At 71.3% G+C, this 22,892-nt stretch carries 21 protein-coding genes and 1 tRNA gene; 12 read left to right on the forward strand and 10 right to left on the reverse strand.

What is annotated here, in order from left to right:
• Positions 1-198: 198 nt before the first annotated feature.
• Positions 199-283, reverse strand: a tRNA-Leu gene (locus tag P8T65_RS38070).
• Positions 284-483: 200 nt separating this feature from the next.
• Between P8T65_RS38070 and P8T65_RS38075 the strand changes: the two genes are divergently transcribed.
• The 3 genes from P8T65_RS38075 to P8T65_RS38085 all read left to right on the forward strand — a co-directional run bounded on the left by P8T65_RS38075 (position 484) and on the right by P8T65_RS38085 (position 3,277).
• Positions 484-1,809 (forward strand): M20/M25/M40 family metallo-hydrolase, encoded by a 1,326-nt coding sequence (locus P8T65_RS38075; RefSeq protein WP_316729853.1) that lies wholly within the window; start codon positions 484-486, stop codon positions 1,807-1,809.
• Positions 1,810-1,953: 144 nt separating this feature from the next.
• Positions 1,954-2,187, forward strand: coding sequence for a chaplin ChpH (chpH, locus tag P8T65_RS38080; RefSeq protein ID WP_316729855.1), 234 nt, complete (start codon positions 1,954-1,956; stop codon positions 2,185-2,187).
• Between the two features lie 133 nt (positions 2,188-2,320).
• Entirely contained in the window at positions 2,321-3,277 is a 957-nt protein-coding gene (locus tag P8T65_RS38085; protein ID WP_316729856.1) for a chaplin, read from the forward strand.
• A 70-nt stretch (positions 3,278-3,347) separates the two neighbouring features.
• Here the strand turns inward: P8T65_RS38085 and P8T65_RS38090 are convergent, their stop codons facing one another.
• Entirely contained in the window at positions 3,348-3,536 is a 189-nt protein-coding gene (locus P8T65_RS38090; RefSeq protein WP_005485166.1) for a DUF5703 family protein, read from the reverse strand.
• Positions 3,537-3,584: 48 nt separating this feature from the next.
• Between P8T65_RS38090 and P8T65_RS38095 the strand changes: the two genes are divergently transcribed.
• On the forward strand, positions 3,585-4,271 hold the full coding sequence (locus P8T65_RS38095; RefSeq protein WP_316729861.1) for a hypothetical protein: 687 nt from the start codon (positions 3,585-3,587) through the stop codon (positions 4,269-4,271).
• Between the two features lie 156 nt (positions 4,272-4,427).
• Here P8T65_RS38095 and P8T65_RS38100 read toward each other — a convergent pair whose 3' ends face one another.
• Both P8T65_RS38100 and P8T65_RS38105 read right to left on the reverse strand, forming a co-directional pair.
• Positions 4,428-6,719 (reverse strand): helix-hairpin-helix domain-containing protein, encoded by a 2,292-nt coding sequence (locus tag P8T65_RS38100; protein WP_316729862.1) that lies wholly within the window; start codon positions 6,717-6,719, stop codon positions 4,428-4,430.
• The gene (locus tag P8T65_RS38105; protein WP_316729863.1) at positions 6,716-7,699 is read right to left on the reverse strand and encodes an aldo/keto reductase; all 984 of its coding nucleotides are present in this window, start codon (positions 7,697-7,699) and stop codon (positions 6,716-6,718) included. The genes P8T65_RS38100 and P8T65_RS38105 overlap by 4 nt, the downstream gene beginning before the upstream one ends.
• Before the next feature lie 200 nt (positions 7,700-7,899).
• Here P8T65_RS38105 and P8T65_RS38110 point away from each other — a divergent pair, with 200 nt between their 5' ends.
• Together P8T65_RS38110 and P8T65_RS38115 are read left to right on the forward strand one after the other, a co-directional pair.
• On the forward strand, positions 7,900-8,955 hold the full coding sequence (locus tag P8T65_RS38110) for an LLM class F420-dependent oxidoreductase (RefSeq protein WP_316729864.1): 1,056 nt from the start codon (positions 7,900-7,902) through the stop codon (positions 8,953-8,955).
• Positions 8,956-9,235: 280 nt separating this feature from the next.
• The gene (locus tag P8T65_RS38115; protein WP_316729866.1) at positions 9,236-10,024 is read left to right on the forward strand and encodes a ferritin-like domain-containing protein; all 789 of its coding nucleotides are present in this window, start codon (positions 9,236-9,238) and stop codon (positions 10,022-10,024) included.
• Positions 10,025-10,122: 98 nt separating this feature from the next.
• Here the strand turns inward: P8T65_RS38115 and P8T65_RS38120 are convergent, their stop codons facing one another.
• Positions 10,123-11,106 (reverse strand): magnesium and cobalt transport protein CorA, encoded by a 984-nt coding sequence (locus P8T65_RS38120; RefSeq protein ID WP_316729868.1) that lies wholly within the window; start codon positions 11,104-11,106, stop codon positions 10,123-10,125.
• A gap of 115 nt (positions 11,107-11,221) precedes the next feature.
• Here P8T65_RS38120 and P8T65_RS38125 point away from each other — a divergent pair, with 115 nt between their 5' ends.
• The 5 genes from P8T65_RS38125 to P8T65_RS38145 all read left to right on the forward strand — a co-directional run bounded on the left by P8T65_RS38125 (position 11,222) and on the right by P8T65_RS38145 (position 16,202).
• Entirely contained in the window at positions 11,222-11,908 is a 687-nt protein-coding gene (locus P8T65_RS38125) for a histidine phosphatase family protein (RefSeq protein ID WP_316729869.1), read from the forward strand.
• A 97-nt stretch (positions 11,909-12,005) separates the two neighbouring features.
• Positions 12,006-12,596: a DUF3090 domain-containing protein gene (locus P8T65_RS38130; protein WP_033531640.1), complete on the forward strand. Its 591-nt coding sequence runs from the start codon at positions 12,006-12,008 to the stop codon at positions 12,594-12,596.
• The gene (locus tag P8T65_RS38135) at positions 12,560-13,417 is read left to right on the forward strand and encodes an SCO1664 family protein (protein WP_316729870.1); all 858 of its coding nucleotides are present in this window, start codon (positions 12,560-12,562) and stop codon (positions 13,415-13,417) included. The genes P8T65_RS38130 and P8T65_RS38135 overlap by 37 nt, the downstream gene beginning before the upstream one ends.
• A 147-nt stretch (positions 13,418-13,564) precedes the next feature.
• Positions 13,565-14,794: a cysteine--1-D-myo-inosityl 2-amino-2-deoxy-alpha-D-glucopyranoside ligase gene (mshC, locus tag P8T65_RS38140; protein WP_316729871.1), complete on the forward strand. Its 1,230-nt coding sequence runs from the start codon at positions 13,565-13,567 to the stop codon at positions 14,792-14,794.
• A gap of 406 nt (positions 14,795-15,200) precedes the next feature.
• Positions 15,201-16,202: a superoxide dismutase gene (locus P8T65_RS38145; protein WP_316729872.1), complete on the forward strand. Its 1,002-nt coding sequence runs from the start codon at positions 15,201-15,203 to the stop codon at positions 16,200-16,202.
• Positions 16,203-16,323: 121 nt separating this feature from the next.
• On the opposite strand, the gene P8T65_RS38150 is transcribed toward P8T65_RS38145, so the two are convergent.
• Both P8T65_RS38150 and P8T65_RS38155 read right to left on the reverse strand, forming a co-directional pair.
• The gene (locus P8T65_RS38150) at positions 16,324-17,340 is read right to left on the reverse strand and encodes a PAC2 family protein (protein WP_316729873.1); all 1,017 of its coding nucleotides are present in this window, start codon (positions 17,338-17,340) and stop codon (positions 16,324-16,326) included.
• A gap of 158 nt (positions 17,341-17,498) precedes the next feature.
• Entirely contained in the window at positions 17,499-18,170 is a 672-nt protein-coding gene (locus P8T65_RS38155) for a FadR/GntR family transcriptional regulator (protein WP_184896099.1), read from the reverse strand.
• Positions 18,171-18,293: 123 nt separating this feature from the next.
• Here P8T65_RS38155 and P8T65_RS38160 point away from each other — a divergent pair, with 123 nt between their 5' ends.
• Entirely contained in the window at positions 18,294-18,491 is a 198-nt protein-coding gene (locus P8T65_RS38160; RefSeq protein ID WP_316729876.1) for a hypothetical protein, read from the forward strand.
• Positions 18,492-18,639: 148 nt separating this feature from the next.
• On the opposite strand, the gene P8T65_RS38165 is transcribed toward P8T65_RS38160, so the two are convergent.
• From P8T65_RS38165 to P8T65_RS38175, 3 genes are all read right to left on the reverse strand, one after another.
• Positions 18,640-20,256, reverse strand: coding sequence for a glycerol-3-phosphate dehydrogenase/oxidase (locus P8T65_RS38165; RefSeq protein ID WP_316729877.1), 1,617 nt, complete (start codon positions 20,254-20,256; stop codon positions 18,640-18,642).
• Between the two features lie 55 nt (positions 20,257-20,311).
• On the reverse strand, positions 20,312-21,850 hold the full coding sequence (gene glpK, locus P8T65_RS38170; protein ID WP_316729878.1) for a glycerol kinase GlpK: 1,539 nt from the start codon (positions 21,848-21,850) through the stop codon (positions 20,312-20,314).
• Positions 21,851-21,949: 99 nt separating this feature from the next.
• Complete coding sequence (locus tag P8T65_RS38175; RefSeq protein WP_316729880.1) at positions 21,950-22,747, reverse strand: MIP/aquaporin family protein; 798 nt, start codon at positions 22,745-22,747, stop codon at positions 21,950-21,952.
• Positions 22,748-22,892: the final 145 nt, after the last annotated feature.

A 22,892-nucleotide genomic window follows, 5' to 3' on the forward strand; every position in this document is an offset into this window, starting at 1 on the left:
AACAAGCCCCATACTCTAGTGCTCGGGTGACTACTGCCTGTCGTGTCGGCCAAGCGGAGGCATCCGGAGGGCGGCCCGCGAGGGCCGACCGTACGGCTGTGACCTGGGCTTTCTCGAACGTGGCGAGATATGTCCCACATTTCGCCGCCGGCAACGCACGAAGGCCGCGACCCGAGGGTCGCGGCCTTCGCCACTGTGTGTCCGAGGGGGGACTTGAACCCCCACGCCCGATAAAGGGCACTAGCACCTCAAGCTAGCGCGTCTGCCATTCCGCCACCCGGACAAGGTGTCTGTCGCGCGGGGTCTCCCTCGCGGCGACGAGGGAAACATTACCAGGCTTTCGAGGGCCCCCGATCACACCCCGTCCCCGGGGACGGCCGGGCGTGAACGGCGTGTGACGGGCCGGTCCCGGTCTTGGGGCGGGCCCAGGGGCAGGAGGAGGATGTGGGGGAACCACCAGCAGCGACAGCGGGAGGAACCAGCGTGAGTGAGACGGCCACAGGCAGGCGCGTGACCGGTGAGGACGAGGTCGTCGACCTCTGCAGCGAGCTGATCCGGATCGACACCAGCAACTTCGGTGACCACTCGGGCCCGGGTGAGCGCGCGGCCGCCGAGTACGTCGCCGAGAAGCTCGCCGAGGTGGGGCTGGAACCGAAGATCTTCGAGTCGCACCCGGGCCGCGCCTCCACGGTGGCCCGGATCGAGGGCGAGGACCCGTCCCGGCCCGCGCTGCTCATCCACGGCCACACCGACGTCGTACCGGCCAACGCGGCGGACTGGACCCACCACCCCTTCTCCGGCGAGGTCGCCGACGGCTGTGTGTGGGGCCGGGGCGCGGTCGACATGAAGGACATGGACGCCATGACGCTGGCGGTCGTCCGCGACCGGCTGCGCAGCGGCCGCAAGCCCCCGCGCGACATCGTGCTCGCCTTCCTCGCGGACGAGGAGGCCGGCGGCACGTACGGGGCGAAGCACCTCGTCAAGAACCACGCCGATCTCTTCGAGGGCGTCACCGAGGCGATCAGCGAGGTCGGCGGGTTCTCGTTCACGGTGAGCGAGCAGCGGCGGCTCTATCTGATCCAGACGGCCGAGAAGGGCATGCACTGGATGAAGCTGACCGTGGCCGGAACGGCGGGCCACGGCTCGATGATCCACCGCGACAACGCCATCACCGAGCTGTCGGAGGCGGTCGCGCGCCTCGGCCGCCACCAGTTCCCGGTACGGGTCACCAAGACCACCCGCGCTTTCCTCGACGAACTCGGCGACGCGCTCGGCACCACGCTCGACCCGGAGGACATGGAGGGCACCCTCGCCAAGCTGGGCGGTATCGCCAAGCTCATCGGCGCGACCCTGCGCAACACCGCCAACCCCACCCAGCTCGGCGCCGGTTACAAGGTCAACGTCATCCCGGGCGAGGCCACCGCGCACGTCGACGGACGGTTCCTGCCCGGGTTCGAGGAGGAGTTCCTCGCCGATCTCGACAAGATCCTCGGCCCCAAGGTGCGGCGCGAGGACGTGCATTCCGACAAGGCGCTGGAGACCTCCTTCGACGGCGCGATCGTGGACGCCATGCAGTCCGCCCTGCTCGCCGAGGACCCGGCCGCGAAGGCGGTCCCGTACATGCTCTCCGGCGGTACGGACGCCAAGTCCTTCGACGACCTCGGTATCCGGGGCTTCGGCTTCGCGCCGCTGAAGCTGCCCCCGGAGCTGGACTTCGCGGGCATGTTCCACGGTGTCGACGAGAGGGTGCCGGTGGAGGGCCTGAAGTTCGGTGTGCGCGTACTCGACCGTTTCGTCGACGCGTCCTGACCGTTCGGCACAAGATTCGGCCGCGCGTACGAAGATCGACCGTGGCGGGTGAATCCGACCATAAGCTCGTAGCTCCATTACTCCTTCCTCGTTACAGGTGATGTGACTCGCTACTTGGAGTCGCTTTGCCAACAAGGAGGAACAATGCTCAAGAAGGTCGTCGCCGCTGCGACTGCCACCGGTGGTCTGGTTCTCGCGGGCGCGGGTCTGGCCGTCGCCGACGCCGGGGCCCAGGGTGCCGCCGTCGGCTCCCCGGGCGTCGCGTCCGGCAACGTCGTCCAGGTGCCGGTTCACGTCCCCGTGAACGTGTGCGGCAACACGATCTCGGTGATCGGGCTGCTGAACCCCGCCTTCGGCAACACCTGCATCAACAAGTGACGTTGTGCCTCACCCGGTGAGGGTCTGAACAAACCGTCGGCCCCGGAGTGCGCGCCATGCACTCCGGGGCCGTTCGGTCTCCCGACAAGGTCTACAAGATCACAACATAGGGCTTAAGGCAGGTAATTCAGCTATGCGACAGGTCACCCGCAAGGGCCTCATGACGGTGGCGGCCGCGTCCGGAGTCTTCGCCGCGGCCGGAGGCATGGCCCACGCCGACTCCGGCGCGCAGGGCACCGCCACCAACTCGCCGGGCGTGCTCTCCGGCAACACCGTGCAGGCGCCGGTGGAGGCCGAGGTCAACGTCTGCGGCAACACGGTGAACGTGGTCGGACTGCTCAACCCGGCGGCCGGCAACAAGTGTTCCAACGGCGGAGGCGGCAAGCACGCACGCGGCGACCAGGGCCACGGCTCCTCGCACGGTGGCTCCCAGGCCCGGGGACACGCCAGTGACTCGCCGGGCGTGGCCTCCGGCAACGTCGTGCAGGCCCCGGTGCATGCACCGGTCAACGTGTGCGGCAACAGCGTCAACGCGGTCGGCGTCGGCAACACGGCCGTCGGCAACGACTGCTCCAACGGCTCGGGCGGCGGCGGATACGGCGACGACGGCCACGGCCCGTCGTACGGCGGCGGATCCCACGCCGACGGTCATACCGGTGGCTCGCCCGGTGTGGCTTCTGGGAACCACATCCAGGTTCCGGTGCACGCACCGGTCAACGCGTGCGGCAACAGCGTCAGCGTGGTCGGCGTCGGCAACGGGGTCGCGAACGACGACTGCGGGAACTCGGGCGGCGGAGGGGCGCACGAGAACCCGGGCGGCTCGCAGAACCCGCCGGGCGACTCCGAGGAGGCGTCCCCGCAGACGCCGAGCAAGCCCGGTGAGCCGGGCGGTCCGGGCAGGCCCGGCGGCGAGGTCCCCGGCGGTGACACCAACACCCCGGGTACGCAGACCGTCACCCAGCCCGACGGTGCGGCCCAGCTCGCCCAGACCGGCGGAGACCTGCCGCTGGGGCTGATGCTCCCGGTGGGCGCGGGCGCACTGATCGGGGGCGCCCTGATCTACCGCAAGTCACGGGCCGCCGCGCTGTAACGGGACCCGGCGTCCACCGAACGGAGCGGGCCCCGCACCAGCGGGGCCCGCTCCGTTTCGTTGCGCCCAGTCACCATGTGGCGCGCACCTGGCGGATGATCCGTCGGCGCAACCGCACCCTGCGGCTGCCGTCACGCAGCAGGCTCAGTCGGTCCAACTCCCAGTGTCCGTACTCGGCATGGTCCGTCAGCAGGCGTGTGGCGTCCTTGCGGGAGACCCCGCGCGGTACGTACACGTCGACAAATTCGTATTCCGGCATCGGTATCTATTGTGCGGGCTGGGGCCCGGTACGGATAGCGTCTGCACTATGTCTGATGCTGCGCAGCCCACCGCTGCCGAGGTACGCGCCGCCGCCGAGGCGGTCAAGACCGCGCTCGACCGCCACCTGGCGGCGGTCGAACGCCGGTCGGGGGAGGACGACCCGGCCGTCTACGAGGCGTTCAACGAGCTGGCCGCGGCCGCCGAGGAGTACGACGAACTGCTCTACGACCGCTATGACGAGGTCACTCCCTTCGAGATCCCCGGCACCGAGGACAGGCCGCCGTACATCGGCCCCGACGAGCCCGGCGCGCTCAGTGTGCTGATCCGCCGGGACTACACGGTGGGCGAGCCGCAGCGGCTGCTGGCGCAGGCGCAACGCGTGGAGGCGGCGGAGGAGCCGGCCGGCACCGGCGGGGCGGCGAGCACGGTGCTCGGCGCCCTCGGCGTGCTGTTCGGGGAGTTCGAACCGGACGAGATCGCCTCCCGGCACAAGGAGTTCGGTCTGGAGGAAGGGGACTCCACGCTCTGGGTGACCGCCGCGGACGACGCCGCCGAGCCCGGTGAGTGGCTGGAGGCACCCTTCGAAGGGGTCGACGGGCAGCAGGTCGTCTGCCGCTTCGACGTCAGCGCGGTCTTCGACGACGAGCCGGACGACGACGACCTCGACGACGTCACGCTCGCGGCGGAGCTGGACGAGGACGAGGATCTGGAACCGCTGGACGTGGACCGGTAGGGGCCCAGGGGGCGGGGCGCCTCGGAGCTCGGGGCGTCCGCCGTCGGGCGGCCTCGGGCCGCGCGGGGTCGCTCGCGCAGTTCCCCGCGCCCATTGAAGGTCGGCCCCGCGCCCCTGAAGGCGGCCCCGCGCGGGCCGCCCTGGGGACACGCGTTGTCAATCGGCCGACGGCACCTGGGTCTTGAGCAGTGCCGGCAGCCGGGTGGTGCGTGGCTTCGCGGGGATCTCGGCGACCGCGCGGGGCAGGGCCTGCTCCACCCCGTGCACGACGGACAGGTGCCGCTCGGCGCGGCCGAAGGCCGTGTAGACCCAGGGGCGCGTGAGGGCCTGCGCCGCGTCACCCGGCAGCACCACCACCGCCGCCGGCCACCGGTGACCCACGGCCTGGTGCGCGGTCAGCGCCCACCCGTGCCGCACGGTCTGCTCCACCCGCTCCTTCGGGACGACCACGGCCGCACCCGCGCACTCCAGGTGCAGCCCCTCGGCGTCGGCCTTCACGACCCGGCCGGGGGTCGTACGACCCGGCGCAGGGGAGTGGGCCACACGGTCGCCCGGGTCGAAGCCGCCGAAACGGCCCGGACCGGGGTTCAGCCGCTCCTTGAGCGCGGCGTTCAGCGCACGCGTACCGGCGGCGCCCCCGTGCCCGGGGGTGATCACCTGGACCTGTTCGGCCGGGATCCCGAACGCCCTCGGCACCGAGTCCACGACGAGCTGCGCGGTCCGGTGCACGGCCTCACCGGCGTCCCGCACCGGCACGATCACGACCTCCTTGCCGGGCGTGTCGACCTGGTTCAGCTCGCCGATGCCGATGCCGGAGACCAGTTCACCGATCGGCCCGGGGTCGGGTGTCCGCGAGGCCACCTGCGGGCAGGTCCGGGCGGCGAGCAGATCGGCGAAGACCCGGCCGGGCCCGGCGGACCAGAGCACTCCCGGGTCGCCGCTGAGCACCAGCCGGGAACCGTCGGGCAACGACTCGACGAGCAGCGCGGCGGTCTCGACGTCCAACTGGGGCGCGTCCAGCACCACGAGCAGATCCAGGTCGAGCGCGCCCTCCACGTCACGGCCCGGTCCCTCGGCGCCGGACAGCAGCCCGGCGAGGGTCGCCACGGCGGTGTCGCCCCCCTCGGCGGTGTCCCCGCCGTCGGCGGAGCCCAACTGCGCGGCGAAGCGGCGCACACCGTCCGCGCTGTGCGTCGCCGCGTACGCCCGCAGTCCGAGCGACCGGGCGGCCGTGACGAGCGCCGCCGGTTCCGCGCGGGCCGCCTCGCCGCCGGTGTGCAGCACGAGTCCGTGGCCCGCGACGGCGTGGATCAGCTCGGCGGCGGAACGCGGCGCCGACGCGGCCGCCGAGGACCAGTCGGCCGGATCGTCCTTGGGCAGAGAGTTCATGACGCGGGCGAGGCCGTCGGCGAGGCTCTCCTCGGCGAGGGCGTACCGCTCCAGCCCGATGAGGACGCGGACCGGGCGCTCCTCCTCGGCCTCGTCGTCCTCGCCCTCGTCGTCGGCCGGAGAGCCGGCGGCCGGTCCGGGGGGCGGTGTGGAACGTTGCGCGGCCGGGGCGTCGTCCAGGGCGTCCTGGAACACCAGGGCCTCGCCCTCGGCCACGGTGCTCTGGACGGCCTCGTCGGGGTCGGGGACGGAACGCCGGCCGAGCGCGCCGACCAGGGCCGGGGCCTCAAGCGCCGTGTGCCCGGCCACGGCGGCCTGCTCCAGCAGCCAGACGGTGACCGCCCGGCCCCGCCGCTCGTCGTCCGGGCCGCACTCGGCGCCGAGCAGGGCCCGCGCGAACCCGTCCGCCTGCTCGGGCCGTACGCCCGGAACGCGCAGCAATTGCCAGGGATCCTCGCGCAGCAGGGCGCCCGCGCCCTCGCCGAGCGCCTCGGCCACCTGCGGCACCAGCGCCTGAGGAGCACCGCCCTCGGCCAGCACCGCGCGCACCGCCTCGACGGTCTCGCCCGACGGAACCGCCGCACCGACCGGGGGCGCCACGGGCTGCGGTCGCCGCGCCGGTTCCGGTGCGGGCCGACGCGGCGTGGGCTCCGGCTCGTCGAAGACGGTGGCCGTGGGCTTTCGGCCGCCCTCCACGGCCCGTACGGCGGCCAGCAGATCGGCGGCCGTCCCGCTGAGCTTGGCCCCGCTCGTGATCGGTTCCTTCTTCTCCGCCCTGCGCCGCTCGATCCGGTCCCGCTCAAGCCGCTGGGCCGCCAACTCGGCCTGCGCCTCGGAGACTTCGGAGGCGCTTTCGGATGCGTCTCCGGATGACTCGGATGCGCCTTCGGACGGGTCTCCGGAGGCTTCGGAGGCGCTTTCGGGTGCGCCCGAGTCGTCGGTGTCGGCGGAGCCTTCCGGAGTGCTCCCGGCGGTTGCGTCGTCGGGTGCGTCGGAGCGCGTGGTGTCGCCCTGGCCCCCCGGCTCGTCCGTCCCCGTGGTCGCGGGCTCCGTGCTCACAGCGTGCTCCAGTCGTGATCGGGATAGCGGTGCACGGGCGCCGACACATCGTCGAGAGCCCGGCAGATCTCGTCAGGAAGACTAAGGGTCTCCACTGACAATGACCCCGAGAGCTGCAGCGCGTTGCGCGCGCCGATGATGGGCGCGGCCACGCCGGGCCGGTCGCGCACCCAGGCGAGGGCTACCTGGAGCGGGGTCACGGCGAGACCGTCCGCGGCGGTCTGCACCGCCTCCACGATGCTGGTCGCCGTCTCGTCGAGGTAGGGCGCGACGAACGGCGCCATGTGCTCGGAGCCGCCCCGGGAGTCGGGGGGCGTGATGTGGCGGTATTTGGCGGTCAGCACCCCACGCCCCAGCGGCGACGAGGGGAGCAGGCCGACGCCCAGGTCCAGCGCGGCGGGCAGCACCTCGCGCTCGACGCCTCGTTGCAGCAGGGAGTACTCCAGCTGCGTACTGGCCAGGCGGGTGCGTATGCCGGGGGCCGCGAGCTGCCAGGTGGCCGCCTTCGCCAGCTGCCAGCCGCAGAAGTTGGAGACGCCGACGTACCGGGCCCGGCCGCTGCTGACGGCCAGGTCGAGGGCCTGGAGCGTCTCGTCGAGCGGTGTCTCGGGGTCGTAGGCGTGGATGTGCCAGAGGTCGACGTAGTCCGTGCCGAGGCGGGCGAGGGAGGCGTCCAGGGCGGCGAGCAGATGGCCCCGGGAACCGTCGAAACGGCGGTCGGGGTCAGGGACGCTGCCGGCCTTCGTGGAGATGACCAGGTCGCGGCGGGGCACCAGCCCGTCCATCAACTGCCCGAGCAGATATTCGGCTTCGCCGTCCCCGTAGACGTCGGCCGTGTCCACGAGGGTGCCGCCCGCCTCCCAGAACACCTTCAACATGTCCGCGGCGTCATGCTCGTCCGTGTCGCGGCCCCACGTCAGGGTGCCGAGCCCGATCCGGGACACGCGCAGGCCGGTACGGCCGAGATGCCTCTGCTCCATGAACGCCGAGATTACTGGCCACGGTTCGCCGTGTGGGGGCCTGTGGACAACGGATTTCCCCAAGGAGCGTTCGGTTGTCCACAGGCCCCACTCGCCCGCACGCGCCACACACCCTCCGTCTCCCGAACGCCGGCGCGGCACAGCCCGGTATGGTCGGCGGGACAAAGACGTTACTGATCGGTAAGGGAAGGCGGGTCTATATGAAGCTCGGGATCAACCTCGGCTACTGGGGCGCCGGAATGGATGGGGACAACCTGGCCGTGGCCCAGGAGGCCGACCGCCTGGGGTACGCGGTCTGCTGGGCGGCGGAGGCCTACGGCTCGGACGCCGCCACGGTGCTCAGCTGGGTCGCCGCCAAGACCGACCGCATCGACGTGGGCTCCGCCATCTTCCAGATCCCGGCCCGCCAGCCCGCGATGACCGCGATGACCGCCGCGACGCTGGACTCGCTCTCCGGCGGCCGCTTCCGCCTCGGCCTCGGCGTCTCCGGGCCGCAGGTCTCGGAGGGCTGGTACGGGGTCAAGTTCGACAAGCCGCTCGCCCGCACCCGCGAGTACGTGGAGATCGTCCGCAAGGCGATGACCCGTGAGCGCCTGTCGCACGACGGCGAGCACTGGACGCTGCCGCTGCCCGGCGGCCCCGGCAAGCCGCTGAAGCTGACCGTGCACCCCACCCGTGAGCACATCCCGCTGTACATCGCCGCGATCGGCCCGAAGAACCTGGAGCAGACCGGCGAGATCGCCGACGGCGCCCTGCTGATCTTCCCCTCGGCCGCGCACCTGGAGGACACGGCGATCAAGTACCTGCGGGCGGGACGGGAGAAGGCCGGCAAGACCCTCGAAGGGTTCGACGTCTGCCCGACCCTGCCTCTCGCCGTCGGCGCCGACAAGGATGTGGCGACGCTCGCCGACACCTTCCGCCCGTACACCGCGCTGTACGTCGGCGGCATGGGCAGCCGCAAGCAGAACTTCTACAACCAGCTCGCCCAGCGCATGGGGTACGAGAAGGAGGCGGCCGAGATCCAGGACAAGTACCTGGCGGGCGACAAGACCGGGGCCGCGGCGGCCATTCCGCACGAGCTGATCGACCAGACCACGCTGCTCGGGTCGGTGGAGCGCATCGCCGACCGGATGAAGGCCTACGCCGCGGCCGGGGTCACCACCCTCACCCTCGCCCCCGCGGGGTTCACCCTGGACGAGCGGATCGCTTCGCTCCGGGCCGGCACCGAGGCCATGGAGCTGGCCGGGCTCGCGTAACCCGAACGGAGCAGCGTCCGACGCGCGCCGGAACCGGCAGGAATCGGCCGGACCGGGGGCTCGGAAAGTTCCGCGGCCGTGGTGGGGGCTCGGGGGTCTTCCCCGCCACGGCCGTCACGGAGGACAACGCGGCGCGACCCGCTCGGTTACGCGTTCGCGCCGCCCCGGCATCCTTCGTTCGGCGGATTTGTCCGACACAGCTGTTGCCCGGCTCCTGATACCCCATTTGACTCGTTTTCTGCAGGACCCCTGCCAGGACCCCTGCAGAGAGGTGCCTCAGATGCTTTCGGCCAAGAGTCTCTTCCAGGAGATCGTCGACAACGACGAGTCGTTCCGGCTGTTCTGTTCGATCGCCGCCAGCGGCGAGACACAGGGCGGCTGGGAGAACGCGCGCATCGCGGCGCTCGTCCCGCAGAGCGAGCGCGCACTCGCACCGAAGATCACCCGCCACGGCGCGGACGAGGACAAACACGGGCGGATCTTCAACGCCCTCATGAAGAAGCGCGGCCTCCGACCGGTGGAGGTCCCGCCCGAGACCGACTACACGATGCTCCTCGAACGCCGCGGCATCGGCCTCGCGCACGAGAAGCTCAAGGCCGACCAGGCCCTGACGCTGCGCGACATCATCGTCTACCTGTCCCACAGCCGGATCACCGAACAGCGAGCCGCCGACCAGATGGTGATGCTCCGCAAGCACTTCGCGGACCACCCCGAGATCGGCAAGGCCGTCCGGATGATCTCCGACGACGAGGACAACCACCTCGCGTACACCCACGAGGAACTGCTGCGCTACGCGGCCGCCGGACACGGCCGCCTGATCCAGCGGACCCTGCGCGAGTGCGCCCTCGCCGAGATCGCCGTGTACCGGGACGTCAGCCTCGCCGTGATGGACCGCATGGGGCGCGTCCTCGGCTGGCCGAAGGCGAAGGCCGCCGTCCTCGCGGCGGGCATCCACGCCGTGTACGCCTACGAGCGGGCCTTCGGCTGGCGCCGCATGGTGACCCTGGCGATGCCGGAACGCCGTGACGCCCTGGGCGGACCGGCGACCGCGGCCCCGGAGTTCGCCTGAGCGCCTCGCGCACCCGTACGCGCGCGTGGGGCGCCGATGCTCGCCCACGCGCGCGTACGGCACGAGGAGCGGCACACGGCTGCGTGGGGTCCTCAGGGCTACAGCCAGCCCCGCCGCTTGAAGAGCCGGTACACCAGCACCTCCGTCATGACCATCAGCGCCATCAGCGCCGGGTACGACCACACCCAGCGCAGTTCGGGCATGTGCTCGAAGTTCATGCCGTAGACACCGGCGGCCATCGTCGGGATCGCGGCCATCGCCGCCCAGGCCGAGATCTTCCGCATGTCGTCGTTCTGGCGGAGGCTCATCTGCGCGAGATGGGCGGAGAGGATGTCGGAGACCAACCGGTCCAGGCCCTCGACGGACTCGTTGACGCGGGTGAGGTGGTCGTTGACGTCACGGAAGAAGGGCTGGGTCTTCTCCTCGACGAAGGGCACCGCGAGGGTGGAGGTGCCGGTGCCCGACAGCCGGACGAGCGGTGCGGCGAGCGGGCCGGTGGCGCGGCGGAACTCCAGGACCTGGCGTTTGAAGGTGTAGATCCGGGACGCCGTGTTCCGTGAGCCGCCGACGTCGGGGGAGAAGACCTCCGTCTCCAGTTCCTCCAGGTCGGTCTGGAGCTCGGTCGCCACCTCCAGATAGTGGTCGACCGTGGCGTCCGTGATCGCGTACAGCACGGACGTGGGCCCCTTCCCGAGCAGTTCGGGCTCCTGCTCCAGGCGCCGTCGTACGACCCCCAGGGGGGAGCCGTCGCCGTGGCGGACGGTCACGACGAAGGCGTGGCCGAGGAAGACCATCACCTCACCGCTGGTCACGGTGTCACTGGCCGGCTCGTACACGACCGGCTTGAGGACCATGAACAGCGAGTCGTCGTACACCTCCAGCTTGGGCCGCTGGTGGGCCTTCAGGGCGTCCTCCACGGCCAGCGGATGCAGTGCGAACTCCTCGGTGACCAGGGCGAACTCCTTCTCCGACGGCTCGTGCAGGCCGATCCACACGAAGCCGCCCGAGGCACGGGCGTCGGAGAGGTCGTCGGGGCCCTCGGTGCGGTGCCCGTCGCGGTAGACGGCGCAGTCGACGATCACGGGGAGTTCCTTTCGCAGGGCCTTGTCCACGGAGCCCTGTGCACGGAGCCTTGTGCACGGAGCGTTGTCCACAGGGCCGGGGGCGTGCGTCGGGCGGGCGTCTAGGCTGGGGCGCATGCCCACGTTGATCCTTGTCCGGCACGGACGTTCCACCGCCAACACCGAGGGCGTGCTCGCCGGGTGGACGCCCGGGGTCGCGCTCGACGAGCGAGGCGCCGCGCAGGCCGCGGCGCTGCCCGGCCGCCTCGCCGGGCTGCCGATCGCCGAGGTCGTCACCAGCCCGCTCCAGCGTTGCCAGGAGACGGTCCGGCCGCTGCTGGACGCCCGGCCCGGTCTCGCCGCGCACACCGACGAGCGCATCGGCGAGTGCGACTACGGCGACTGGTCCGGCCGCAAGCTCGCCGAGTTGAACGACGAGCCGCTGATGGAGGTCGTCCAGGCGCATCCGACGGCGGCCGCGTTCCCCGGCGGGGAGTCGATGCGGGCCATGCAGCACCGGGCCGCGGAGGCGGTCCGCGAGTGGAACGCGCGCGTGGAGCGCGAGCACGGTGCCGACGCCGTGTACGTGATGTGCTCGCACGGCGACATCATCAAGTCGCTCGTCGCCGACGCACTCGGACTTCATCTGGACCTCTTCCAGCGGATCTCTGTCGAACCGTGTTCCATCACCGCGATCCGTTACACCCGACTCAGGCCGTTTCTCGTCCGTCTCGGCGACACCGGGGACTTCTCGTCCCTGGCGCCGCGCGAGGAGCCCCCGAGCGGTGACGCGACCGTGGGGGGCGGTGCGGGGGCACCGTGATCGTCAACCGCAGTAGGGTGAAGCGGTCGCGGCGGCACTGAACCCCCTCAGCAGCCGGCGCGGTCGGTCCCGACGTCGATTCCAATGGAGACAGGACGTGTCCCGTCAGGTGTTCCTCTACGACCCCCCGGACCGCTTCGTGGCCGGTACGGTCGGGCTGCCCGGGCGCCGTACCTTCTTCCTGCAGGCCTCCTCCGGGCAGCGTGTCACCAGCGTCGCCCTGGAGAAGACCCAGGTCGCCGCGCTCGCCGAGCGCATGGACGAACTGCTGGACGAGGTCGTGCGGCGCAGCGGCGGCAGCGCCGCGGTGCCGGCCGTCGCTCCCACCGAGGTGTCGGACACGGCACCGCTGGAGACCCCCGTCGAGGAGGAGTTCCGGGTCGGCACCATGGCACTGGCCTGGGACGGCGACGAGGAGCGGATGATCGTCGAGGCCCAGGCCCTGGTCGAGCTGGACGCCGACTCCGAGGAGGACCTCGCGGAGGCGGAGGAGCGGATGCTCCAGGACGAGGAGAACGGCCCGCCGATGCTCCGTGTCCGCCTCACCGGCACCCAGGCCCGCGCCTTCGCCAAGCGCGCGCTCGACGTCGTCAACGCGGGGCGCCCGCCGTGCCCGCTGTGCAGTCTGCCGCTCGACCCGGAAGGACACGTATGTCCGCGCCAGAACGGATACCGGCGCGGGGAGTGACCTCCTCCGCCGAGCCGTCGCCCACCCCGTCGGTCGAGCAGTCGGTCACCTTGCTGGCCGAGGGCGAGCTGACCGTGCGCGGCCAGGTGCGGGAGGCGTCCAACGCGGTGCTGTACTGCACGGTCGCGCACGAGGGCCGCGAGGCAGCCTGTGTCTACAAGCCCGTCGCCGGGGAGCGGCCCCTGTGGGACTTCCCCGACGGGACGCTCGCGCAGCGGGAGGTCGCCGCGTACGAGGTGTCCGAGGCGACCGGCTGGGGGCTCGTCCCGCCCACCGTGCTGAGGGAGGGGCCGTACGGGCAGGGCATGTGCCAGCTGTGGATCGAGGGCGTGCCCGGGACCGAGCTGCTGGCCCTCGTCGACGGCGAGGAGGCCGGGGAAGGCTGGAAGGCCGTCGGCTTCGCGGAGGTCGGGGACGGCGAGACCGCGCTCCTCGTGCACGCCGACGACCAGCGGCTGCGGCGGCTCGCCGTCCTCGACGCGGTCGTCAACAACGCCGACCGCAAGGGCGGGCACCTCCTGCCCGCCGCGGAGGGACGGCTCTACGGCATCGACCACGGAGTGACCTTCAGCGTCGAGAACAAGCTGCGGACGCTGCTGTGGGGCTGGGCGGGGGAGACGCTCACCGAGGAGGCCGTGGACGTCCTGGAGCGGCTGCGGGACGCGCTCGGGGAGGGCGGGGCGCTGGCGGCGAAACTCGTCGCGTTGATCACACCGGCCGAACTGGACGCCACGCGCGAACGGGTGGCCGCGCTCCTGAAGAGCGGACGCCACCCGGAGCCGAGCGGCGAGTGGCCGGCGATCCCCTGGCCCCCGGTCTGAGGGCACCCGTGCCGGCCCCGCTCCCCGTCAGGGGCGCGGAGAACTGCGCGATCAGCCACCTACCTGGGCGCGGTCGCAGAACAGGGCGTACCCCCGAGTGCTCAGGCGCCCGGCATAGCCGCTCAGCGATCGGGTTAGGCTCGTGGCATGCATGCCTGGCCCGCTTCTGAGGTCCCCGCCCTGCCCGGCAAGGGCCGCGACCTTCGGATCCACGACACCGCGACCGATGGGCTCATCACCCTTGACCCCGGTCCCGTCGCCCGTATCTACGTCTGCGGTATCACCCCGTACGACGCAACCCACATGGGTCACGCGGCGACCTACAACGCGTTCGACCTCGTTCAGCGCGTGTGGCTCGACACCAAGCGGCAGGTTCACTACGTCCAGAACGTGACGGACATCGACGACCCCCTGCTGGAGCGGGCCGAGCGCGACGCCATCGACTGGGTGGCCCTCGCCGAGAAGGAGACCGCCCTCTTCCGCGAGGACATGACCGCCCTGCGGATGCTCCCGCCCCGCCACTACATCGGCGCGGTCGAGGCCATCCCCGGCATCGTCCCGCTCGTCGAACGGCTCCGTGACTCCGGCGCCGCGTACGAACTCGAAGGGGACATCTACTTCTCCGTCGAGTCCGACCCGGACTTCGGCAAGGTCTCGCGCCTCGACGCGGCCACGATGCGGCTGCTCTCCGCCGAGCGCGGCGGCGATCCGGACCGGCCGGGCAAGAAGAACCCCCTCGACCCCATGCTCTGGATGGCCGCACGCGAGGGCGAGCCCAGCTGGGACGGCGGCTCCCTCGGACGCGGCAGGCCCGGCTGGCACATCGAGTGCGTCGCCATCGCCCTCGACCACCTCGGCATGGGCTTCGACGTGCAGGGCGGCGGCTCCGACCTCGCCTTCCCGCACCACGAGATGGGCGCCTCGCACGCGCAGGCGCTGACCGGCGAGTTCCCCATGGCCAAGGCGTACGTCCACGCCGGGATGGTCGCGCTGCACGGCGAGAAGATGTCGAAGTCCAAGGGCAACCTGGTCTTCGTCTCCGCGCTCCGCCGCGACGGGGTCGACCCGGCCGCGATACGGCTCGCGCTCCTCGCCCACCACTACCGCTCCGACTGGGAGTGGACCGATCAGGTGCTCCAGGACGCCGTGGCCCGCCTCGACCGGTGGCGCGCCGCCGTCTCCCGGCCCGACGGGCCGCCCGCCGAGGCCCTGGTCGAGGAGATGCGCGAGGCCCTCGCGAACGACCTGGACGCGCCCACCGCGCTCGCCGCGGTCGACCGCTGGGCCGCCCTCCAGCAGGAGCGGGGCGGCACGGACGAGGGCGCGCCCGGTGTGGTGTCGCGCGCCGTGGACGCGCTCCTCGGCGTGGCCCTGTGAAGCCGTTGCAGTAACGACTCTGCACAGGCGTCACCGAAGAACGACCCCGGCGCACGCGTCGCCCAGGCCACACGCGTCGGAGGGACATCGACGGGGCGCGTCCTCCGACCGGAGGACGCGCCCCGTCGCCATGCGGCAGGGCCGCTCGCGGGGCGGGCGGCGGGATCCCGCCGCGCCGGACACGAAGACGTGGTGCCAGAACAGCAGTTCGGGGGGGCGGGGGAGGAGCTGATCGGCCGAGCCGACCGGACCGTCACCATCCCGGCCGCGCGTCGTCCCCGGGCTGTCAAGGCGCTGTCGGTCGACGGGCGAAGGGCTGCGGGGCCGGTCGGCATGTGATGGGGTGACAGACGTCAGTTGAAGCCGGACCGGCCAGCTGCCGGTCCCTTCGTGGAAGGGACGCACAGTGGCACCCCCGCTCCCCCCGCACTCCCTCTCGGCTCGCCCCGCCCTCCACCTCAGTAGGCGAAGACTGCTCACGACGTCGGCCGCGACCGCCGGCGCGCTACTCGCCGGTGCCTCCGCCGCGTCCACCGCCACCGGCTCGGCCACCGGGGACCCGTGGCCCGACGTCATCCCCCTGCCGAACGGCTTCCGCCCCGAGGGCATCACCATCGGCACCGGCCCCTACGCCTACCTCGGCTCCCTGGGCGAGGGCTCGATCTACCGCGTCGACCTGCGCACCGGCGCGGGCCGCATCGTCTCGGCGGGCCCCGGTACGCCCTCCGTGGGGCTCAAACTCGACGGCAGGGGGCGGCTGTTCGTCGCCGGGCGCGGTCAGGGCGCCCGGGTGGTGGACGTCCGTACCGGCGCGATCATCGCCTCGTACACGCTCACCACCAGGACGCCGACCTTCGCCAACGGCGTCTTCCTCACCCCGGGCGCGGCCTGGTTCACCGACTCGTTCCAGCCCGCCCTCTACGCCCTGCCGCTCGGCCGTGACGGCCGGCTGCCGGGTCCGGACGAGGTCGTCACGGTATCCCTGAGCGGCGCCTGGACCCAGACGCCGGGCGAGACGGTCAACGCCAACGGCATCACCCGCACCCCGGACGGCAAGGCCCTCCTGGTCGTCCAGTCCGGTGTGGGCGGACTCCACCGGGTCAACCCGAGGACGGGCGTCACGACCCTCGTCGACCTGGGCGACGCGGCCCCCCTCACCAACGGCGACGGCCTGCTGCTGCTCGGTCGGCGGCTCTACGTGGTGCAGAACCGGCAGAACGCGATCGACGTGTTCCACCTCTCGGCCGACGGTCGCAGCGGCATCTTCGAGGGCCGCCTCAGCGACGCCGACTTCGACGTCCCGACGACGGTCGCGGCCCACAAGAACCGCCTGTACCTACCCAACGCCCGCTTCACGACCACTCCGACCCCGGAGACGACGTACGCGGTGGTGTCGATCAAATGCTGAGCGCCTGACAACTCCTGGTGCACTGTCCCGCGCCCTGAAAGGGGCGCGGGACAGTGCGCGACCAGCCACGACAAACTCGCAGATCGCGCGCAGCGTCACAGCAACGGCGTCCCCCGGAGTGCTACTCCTCCGACGAATCCTCGGCGTCGCTCTCGCCCTCGTCGGCGGCGTCAGGCCGAGCCGGCTTCGGCGGCCGCGTACGGCCACCGGGGTTCTCCTTCGGGTTCCACGCACCGGCCCCCGCGTCACCCCCGTCAGCCGTGACATGCCCCCCGGACGGACCGGCGGTGCCGGGCCCACCGTCACGGCGCCGCAGATACCGCTCGAACTCGCGAGCGATCGCCTCGCCCGACGCCTCCGGCAGCTCCGCCGTGTCCCGGGCCTCCTCCAGCGTCTGCACGTACTCGGCGACCTCGCTGTCCTCCGCCGCCAGCTGGTCCACGCCCACCTGCCATGCGCGCGCGTCCTCGGGCAGCTCACCCAGCGGGATGCGTACGTCGATGAGGTCCTCCAGGCGGTTCAGGAGGGCCAGCGTCGCCTTGGGGTTCGGTGGCTGCGACACGTAGTGCGGCACCGCCGCCCAGAGCGAGACCGCGGGGACACCGGCGTGCGTGCACGCCTCCTGGAGGATGCCGACGATGCCCGTGGGGCCCTCGTACTTGGTCTCCTCCAGGTCCATCCGCTGCGCCAGGTCCGGGTCGGACGTGACACCGCTGACCGGGACCGGACGCGTGTGCGGGGTGTCGCCGAGCAGCGCGCCCAGCACGACCACCAGCTCCACGCCCAGCTCATGGGCGAAGCCCAGCAGCTCGTTGCAGAACGAGCGCCAGCGCATGGACGGCTCGATGCCCCGGACGAGTACGAGATCGCGGGGCTTGTCGCCGCCCACCCTGACCACCGACAACCTTGTCGTCGGCCAGGTGATCTTCCGTACCCCGCCGTCCAGCCACACCGTGGGACGGTTCACCTGGAAGTCGTAGTAGTCCTCGGCGTCCAGCGCCGCGAACACCTCGCCCTTCCATTCCCGGTCCAGATGCGCGACCGCGGTGGAGGCGGCGTCGCCGGCGTCGTTCCAGCCTTCGAACGCGGCCACCATCACTGGGTCGATCAGCTCGGGAACCCCCTCCAGCTCGATCACCCAGCGCCTCCTTCCGACGTGCCCTCGCGTACGCCCCAACCTTACGGCGTGCCGAGGGGGCCTCCGCAGCCCCCTTGCACGGGGGAGTGAACGGATCACTGCCCCGTTCGCACGGCTCAAACACGCGTCGGCGGCCGGAGCATCAGGTGATCAACTTCTCACAGCGACGATCGCAGCCACTGTTCCACGCTCGCGATGTGCACCGTCGCCCAGGAGCGCGCGGCGTCGGCGTCGCGGTCGCGCAGGGCGGCCAGAATGGCCCGGTGCTCGTGCAGGGTCCGGCTGACGGCGTCTTCCTGGGTCAGTCCGCGCCAGATGCGGGCCCGTGTGGTGGGGCCCGAGAGGCCGTCGAGCAGCGAGCAGAGCACGGAGTTCCCTGAGGCTTGCACGATGCCCCGGTGGAACTCCAGGTCGCCGGCGACCAGCTCCTCCACCGACGGATCAGTGCCGAGCTTGTCCAACTGGGCCCCCAATGCGTCCAGTTGCTGCTCGCTGATCTTCAAGGCGGCCATCGCCGTCGCCGCCGGTTCGAGTATCCGGCGTACGGCGAGGAACTCCAGGACCGTGTCGTCGCGGTGGAAGTCGACGACGAAGCTCAGCGCCTCCAGCAGGAGTTGCGGATCGAGACTGGTCACATAGGTGCCGTCGCCCTGCCGCACGTCCAGGATGCGGATCAACGACAGGGCGCGCACGGCCTCGCGCAGGGAGTTGCGGGACAGCCCGAGGTCGGCGGCGAGCTCGCTCTCCTTGGGCAGCCGGTCGCCGGGGCGCAGCGCGCCGGAGATGATCATGCCCTTGATCTTCTCGATCGCCTCGTCGGTGACTGCCATGGCGGCCCCTCCTCGTCGTGTCAGGCCGTTCCGATCGTTCCGGCCGTTCCGGCTGATCCGGTCGCTACGGCTGATTCGATCGTTCAGACATCCGATGTATCAGGCCATTATGAGGGCTCCGGCGTGTCTCTTCGGCCAAAGCCCCTCAGGTCGGCCGGGCCGCCGCCTCGCGAGCGGCACGGCGGAGGGAACGACCGCGGCACCGCCCATCATGATTCCGGGCGGTTCTTCGAGGTCATGCCGCAGCGCACCGAGACGGTCGAGGTACGTGACGTCGACGCCCTGGTCTCCGCCGTCCAGCGCCTCGTCGTCCGCGGGTGACAGGCAGGAGGAGCATCGTCCGGGCAGACGCGAAGGGGCGGCTCCCAGGAGAGGGAGCCGCCCCTTCGCATGGTCCGGCCCCAGAGCGGAGGGGGCCGTCCCGCTCGGCGCCGGCCCCGGTCAGGGGAGGGGCCGGGCCGAGAGTCGGTCACTTCTTGTCGAGCACGTCCTGGACCTTCGTGCGGATCTCGTCCGTGGCCAGGCCCCGTATCGTCAGCGTCGTCCGGCGCCGCAGGACGTCGTCGGCCGTCTCGGCCCACTCGGTGTCGCGGGCGTAGACGACCTGCGCCCAGATCTCGGGCGCGTCGGGGTGGACGCGCTCGCCCAGCTCGGGGTTCTCGTTGGCCAGACGGGCGATGTCGAAGGCCAGGGAACCGTAGTGCGTGGCCAGGTGCCGCGCCGTGTCGGCACCCATCCGCGGGCCCGGGGCCGGACGGTCCACCAGCAGCCGGTGGGCGACCGCGCGCGGGTTGGCGACACCCGGCAGCGGCAGCTTCTTCGGCAGCGCGGAGACCGGTTCGAAGTCCTCGCCCAGCGGGTGCCCGGGCAGCGCCTCCAGTTTCTTCATGATGGTGCGGCCGATGTGCCGGAACGTCGTCCACTTGCCGCCCGCGACGGACAGCATGCCGCCCCGACCCTCGGTGACGACCGTCTCCCGCTTGGCCTTCGCGGTGTCACCGGGCCCGCCCGGCAGCACCCGCAGACCGGCGAAGGAGTAGGTGATGAGGTCGCGGGAGAGCTGCTGGTCGCGGATGGAGAACGCGGCCTCGTCCAGGATCTGGGATATGTCCTTCTCGGTGACCGCGACGTCCGCCGGGTCGCCCTCGTACATCTCGTCGGTCGTACCGAGCAGCAGCATGTCCTCCCACGGGAGGGCGAAGGTGATGCGGTACTTGTCGATGGGGGTGGCGAGCGCGGCCTTCCAGGGAGCCGTCCGCTTCAGCACCAGGTGCGCGCCCTTGGACAGACGGATGGAGGGGGCCGCGTTCGGGTTCTCCATCCGGCGCAGGTGGTCGACCCACGGACCGGTCGCGTTCAGCACCAGCCGCGCGTCGACGCCGAACTCGTCCCCGGACAGCCGGTCGCGCAGCTCCGCGCCGGTGACCCGGCCCTTGGTGAAACGCAGCCCGGTGACCTCGGCGTGGTTCAGGACCACCGCGCCCGACTCGACGGCCGCGCGGACCGTCATCAGCGCCATCCGGGAGTCGTTCATCTGGTCGTCGCCGTACACGGCCACGGCCTTGAGGTTGTCGGTGCGCAGCTCGGGCACGTCCTGCGCCGCCTTGGCGGGGGAGAGGAGGTGGCCGACGCCGTCACCGAAAGCGGAGAGCGCGGAGTAGGCGAAGACGCCCGCCCCGAGCTTCGCCGCGCCGTGCGGCCCGCCCTTGTACACGGGGAGGTAGAACGTGAGCGGGTTCGCCAGGTGGGGGGCCACCTGGCGGGAGACCGCACGGCGCTCGAAGTGGTTCTCCGCCACCAGCTTCACCGCGCCGGTCTGCAGGTAGCGCAGACCGCCGTGGAGCAGCTTGGAGGAGGCGGAGGAGGTGGCGCCGGCGAAGTCGCCGGCGTCGACCAGAGCCACCCTGAGCCCGGACTGCGCGGCGTGCCAGGCGGTGGAGATGCCCAGGATGCCGCCGCCGATCACGAGGAGGTCGTACGACGCCTTGGCGAGCTGCTCCCGGGTCTCGGCACGGCTCGGGTTCGAGCCGGACGCCGGGCGCGTCCCCAGGGCAGGCAGGGTCTGCAGGGTGGTCTGACTGGTCATGTCGGGTTCTTACTCCTCATCAGAGCCGGATGTTCGGAGCCTTCGAGGGCCCCGCTCAGCTCTCGTCCTCGATCCAGCCCATGGTCCGCTCGACGGCCTTGAGCCAGCTCTTGTACTCACGGTCGCGGGTCTCCGCGTCCATCCGGGGGGTCCACTCGGCGGCCCGGCGCCAGTTGGCGCGCAGGTCGTCGGTGCTGGTCCAGAAGCCGACGGCGAGACCGGCGGCGTAGGCGGCGCCGAGGCAGGTGGTCTCGGCGACCATCGGACGGACCACGGGGGCGTCCAGGAAGTCCGAGAGGGTCTGCATCAGCAGGTTGTTGGAGGTCATGCCGCCGTCGACCTTGAGGGCCGCGAGCTCCACGCCCGAGTCCTTGGTCATGGCGTCCGTGATCTCACGGGTCTGCCAGGCGGTGGCCTCCAGGACGGCGCGCGCGAGGTGCGCCTTGGTGACGTACCGGGTGAGACCGGCGATCACACCGCGGGCGTCGGAGCGCCAGTACGGGGCGAACAGACCGGAGAAGGCCGGCACGAAGTACGCGCCGCCGTTGTCCTCGACCGTGAGCGCGAGCGTCTCGATCTCGGCGGCGGTGGAGATGAGCCCCATCTGGTCGCGCATCCACTGCACCAGCGAGCCGGTGACGGCGATCGAGCCCTCCAGGGCGTAGACCGGCTTCTGGTCGCCGATCCGGTAGCCGACCGTGGTCAGCAGGCCGCTGTAGGAGTTGATGATCTTCTCACCGGTGTTCAGCAGCATGAACGTGCCGGTGCCGTACGTGGACTTGGCCTCGCCCTCCTCGAAGCAGGTCTGGCCGAACAGGGCAGCCTGCTGGTCGCCGAGCGCGGAGGCGACCGGGATGCCGCCGAGCAGGTCGCCGAGGCGGCCGCCGGTGACCTCGCCGTAGACCTCGGCGGAGGAGCGGATCTCCGGGAGCATCGACAGCGGGACGCCGATGGACTCGGCGATCTTCTCGTCCCACTCCAGGGTGTGCAGGTTCATCAGCATGGTGCGGGAGGCGTTGGTGACGTCGGTGTAGTGCTTGCCGCCGTCGACACCGCCCGTCAGGTTCCAGATGACCCAGGTGTCCATGGTGCCGAAGAGGATGTCTCCGGCCTCGGCGCGCTCCCGCAGGCCCTCGACGTTGTCGAGCAGCCAGCGGGCCTTGGGGCCGGCGAAGTACGAGGCCAGCGGCAGGCCGGTCTCGCGGCGGAACCGGTCCTGGCCGACGTTGCGGCCGAGTTCCTTGCAGAGGGCGTCGGTGCGGGTGTCCTGCCAGACGATGGCGTTGTGGACGGGCTCACCGGTGTTCTTGTCCCAGAGCAGCGTGGTCTCGCGCTGGTTGGTGATGCCGATGGCCTTGATGTCGTCACGGGTGATGCCGGCCTTCTCGATGGCCCCGGCGACGACCTCCTGGACGTTCGTCCAGATCTCGGTGGCGTCGTGCTCGACCCAGCCCGGCTTCGGGAAGATCTGCTCGTGCTCCTTCTGGTCGACGGAGACGATGCGTCCGTCGCGGTCGAAGACGATGCAGCGGGACGAGGTCGTGCCCTGGTCGATCGCGGCGATGAACGGGCCGGCGGTGTGGGCGTCGGTCACGGTGTGCTCCTGAAGGTCAACTGGTCAACGGGCTGTACGTACGGCGCGTGCTGAGCGTTCCGCGGGACGGGCCCGGGGAACGGCGGCTCGACGGGTTTCTCAGGCGAATGCGACGTTGTAGAGGCCTGCGGCGATGGCGGCACCGATAAGGGGGCCGGCCACCGGGACCCAGGCGTAGCTCCAGTCCGACCCGCCCTTGTTGGGCAGGGGCAGCAGGGAGTGCACGATGCGCGGACCGAGGTCCCGGGCCGGGTTGATCGCGTAGCCGGTCGGGCCACCGAGGGACAGACCGATGGAGACCACGACGAGGGAGGTGATCAGGGCACCGAGGGTGCCGAGGCCCTTGCCCGAGTCGTTCAGACCCTGTGTGAGCACCGCCAGGACCAGCACGACGGTGCCGATGACCTCGGTGGCGATGTTCAGGACCGCGTTGCGGACCTCCGGGCCGGTGGAGAAGACGCCGAGCACGGGGCCGGCGCCCTTCTCCCGGGCCTCGATCGACTTGGCCTTGGCCTGCGTCTCCGCGTCACCGACGATCTCCTCGTCGGTGAGGTGGGCGTGGAACTGTCCGTAGTAGGCGATCCAGACCAGAGCGGCACCGATCATGGCGCCGAGCAGCTGCCCGCCCCAGTAGATCGGGACGTCGCCCCACTCGATGCCGTCCTTCTTCAGCGCGAGCGCGAGGGTGACGGCCGGGTTGATGTGGGCGCCGGAGAGCGGTGCGGAGGTGTAGACGGCGGTGAGAACGGCAAAACCCCACCCGAAGGTGATGGCGAGCCAACCGGCGTTACGGGCCTTGGAGGCCTTCAGCGTGACGGCCGCGCAGACGCCGCCGCCGAGCAGGATGAGTAGGGCGGTACCGATGGTCTCGCCGATGAAGATGTCGGAGCTGGACACCCGCGACTCCTTTGTCCTTCGTCCAGGGGAAAGAGTTCGGCCCGTGGCGCTGTCACACTCTAGCGCGTATTGCCGATAGGTGTTCGACAATGTCGACCGATGGACGGGAGTCTTGCTCCGGCGTTACGGGCACGTCAAGAGCTGG

This window comes from Streptomyces sp. 11x1 (assembly GCF_032598905.1).
Classification (GTDB): domain Bacteria; phylum Actinomycetota; class Actinomycetes; order Streptomycetales; family Streptomycetaceae; genus Streptomyces.

Bases quoted from the DNA above. Each gene is read 5' to 3' on its own strand.
- mshC (WP_316729871.1), top strand. From the start codon at position 13,565: ATGCATGCCTGGCCCGCTTCTGAGGTCCCCGCCCTGCCCGGCAAGGGC.
- chpH (WP_316729855.1), top strand. From the start codon at position 1,954: ATGCTCAAGAAGGTCGTCGCCGCTGCGACTGCCACCGGTGGTCTGGTT.
- P8T65_RS38110 (WP_316729864.1), top strand. From the start codon at position 7,900: ATGAAGCTCGGGATCAACCTCGGCTACTGGGGCGCCGGAATGGATGGG.
- P8T65_RS38125 (WP_316729869.1), top strand. From the start codon at position 11,222: ATGCCCACGTTGATCCTTGTCCGGCACGGACGTTCCACCGCCAACACC.
- P8T65_RS38105 (WP_316729863.1), bottom strand. From the start codon at position 7,699: ATGGAGCAGAGGCATCTCGGCCGTACCGGCCTGCGCGTGTCCCGGATC.
- P8T65_RS38115 (WP_316729866.1), top strand. From the start codon at position 9,236: ATGCTTTCGGCCAAGAGTCTCTTCCAGGAGATCGTCGACAACGACGAG.
- P8T65_RS38095 (WP_316729861.1), top strand. From the start codon at position 3,585: ATGTCTGATGCTGCGCAGCCCACCGCTGCCGAGGTACGCGCCGCCGCC.
- P8T65_RS38155 (WP_184896099.1), bottom strand. From the start codon at position 18,170: ATGGCAGTCACCGACGAGGCGATCGAGAAGATCAAGGGCATGATCATC.
- P8T65_RS38135 (WP_316729870.1), top strand. From the start codon at position 12,560: ATGTCCGCGCCAGAACGGATACCGGCGCGGGGAGTGACCTCCTCCGCC.
- P8T65_RS38090 (WP_005485166.1), bottom strand. From the start codon at position 3,536: ATGCCGGAATACGAATTTGTCGACGTGTACGTACCGCGCGGGGTCTCC.
- P8T65_RS38085 (WP_316729856.1), top strand. From the start codon at position 2,321: ATGCGACAGGTCACCCGCAAGGGCCTCATGACGGTGGCGGCCGCGTCC.
- P8T65_RS38165 (WP_316729877.1), bottom strand. From the start codon at position 20,256: ATGACCAGTCAGACCACCCTGCAGACCCTGCCTGCCCTGGGGACGCGC.